This is a genomic window from Pseudomonas sp. efr-133-TYG-23 (genome assembly GCF_030209215.1).
Classification (GTDB): Bacteria; Pseudomonadota; Gammaproteobacteria; order Pseudomonadales; family Pseudomonadaceae; genus Aquipseudomonas; species Aquipseudomonas rhodesiae.
The window spans coordinates 1-1,751 of sequence record NZ_JARVSL010000049.1 but is presented as its reverse complement, the minus strand read 5'-3'; the positions used below and the strand labels follow the sequence as shown (position 1 = coordinate 1,751).

Annotated in this window: 1 pseudogene; it reads left to right on the top strand. The window is 63.7% G+C overall.

Going from position 1 to position 1,751, the window contains the following annotated elements:
* Window positions 1-1,751, top strand: a pseudogene (locus tag QRN41_RS25410) (RHS repeat-associated core domain-containing protein); the annotation flags it as partial.

Here is a 1,751-nt window from a genome sequence, read left to right as displayed (position 1 = left end):
GTGGAACGACGAACGCCAATTGCTCAGCGCCACCGATCCGCTGGGCGGGCGCTATACGTACAGCTACGACGATGCCGGCAACTTGATCGGCGAGACTGACCCGCTGGGCCGCAGCGACTCGACCTTGTGGCTTGAGCATTGGGCACTGCCGCTGGTGGAGACCGACGCCGCCGACAATAGCTGGGCGTATCGCTACGATCAGCGCGGCAACTGCATCGCCGAAACCGACCCGCTGGGCTATGTCACTCGCTATCGCTATGACGATCACGGCCAGCCCGTAGAAATCATCGACGCCACCGGCAAAAGCAAGAAGCTGCGCTGGAACCCGTTCGGGCAGTTGGTCGAGCACGTGGATTGCTCTGGCTACCCCACCCGCTTCAGCTACGACGAACGCGGCAATTTGCAGGTCATCACCGACGCCCTTGGCGAGCGTACCCTGTTCAGCTATGACGCCCAGGGGCGCCTGCTCAGCAGCCAATTGCCGGACGGGCGCACCGAGCAATACCAACGCAACACCAGCGGCCAACTGGTGGGTTACACCGACCCGGCCGGGCATACCACCCTGTACCAGCACAACCGTCGCGGCCAGGTGCGCCAGCGCATCGACGCCCATGGTCGGCAGGTGCAGTTCGGCTATGACAGCTATGGACGCCTGCAAGCGCTGATCAACGAAAACGGCGAGCGTTATCGGTTTGCCTGGGACGCCGGGGACCGCCTAACCGAGCAGCAGGACCTGGATGGCAGCGCCAAGCGCTACCGCTACGATCCGCTGGACAATGTGATTGCGGTGAGCGCTGTACCGGCCCCGTACGGCAGTGGTTTGGCGGTCGTCCCCGAGACAGCGCCCGCGCCCATCGTCCATCGATTGGAGCGCGACGCTGTTGGCCGCCTGATCGCCAAGACCACCGACGATGGCCGCACGGACTACAGCTACGACGCCGTGGATCAGCTTACGGCGGTGACGTTCACCGACCTGCACGGCAACACCCAGGCCCTGAGCTTCGCCTACGACGCCCTTGGCCAGTTGCTCACCGAACAGAGCTCGGCGGGCAGCCTGCACCACCACTACGACGAACTCGGCAACCTGATCCAGACCCAACTGCCCGACGGCCGCTGGCTCAACCGCCTGTACTACGGCAGCGGTCACCTGCATCAGATCAACCTCGATGGCCAGGTGATCAGCGACTTCGAACGCGACCGCCTGCACCGCGAAGTGCTGCGCACCCAAGGTCAGCTCAGCACCCGCAGCGAATACGACCGCAGCGGCCGTCTGCGCGCACGTCAACGTCGTCTCACAGGCCAACCATCGCTGTTACCGGCATCCGCGCAGAAACAATTCGAATACGACCCCGCTGACAACCTGATCGGCAAACTCGACCAGCAGCCCGCCACACAACACCGCCAACTGCTGCACTACGACGCCACCGGCCGCATCATCGCCAGCCAGGACAACCTGCACGGCCAACGCGAAACCTTCGCCTACGACGCCGCCGCCAACCTGCTCGACGGCCCGCAGGCGGGTGCCGGGTTAGTGGTGCATAACAAGCTGCTGACTTATCAGGACAAGCGTTATCGCTATGACGCCTTTGGCCGCACAATCGAAAAACGCAGCACCGCGCGCGGCCTGCAACGCTTTGCCTACGACGCCGAAAGCCGTCTGATCGAAGTACGCAATGAAAACGGCAGCGTGGTCAGAATGACCTACGACCCGCTGGGCCGACGCATCGCGAAAACCGAGCACGGCGGTGACG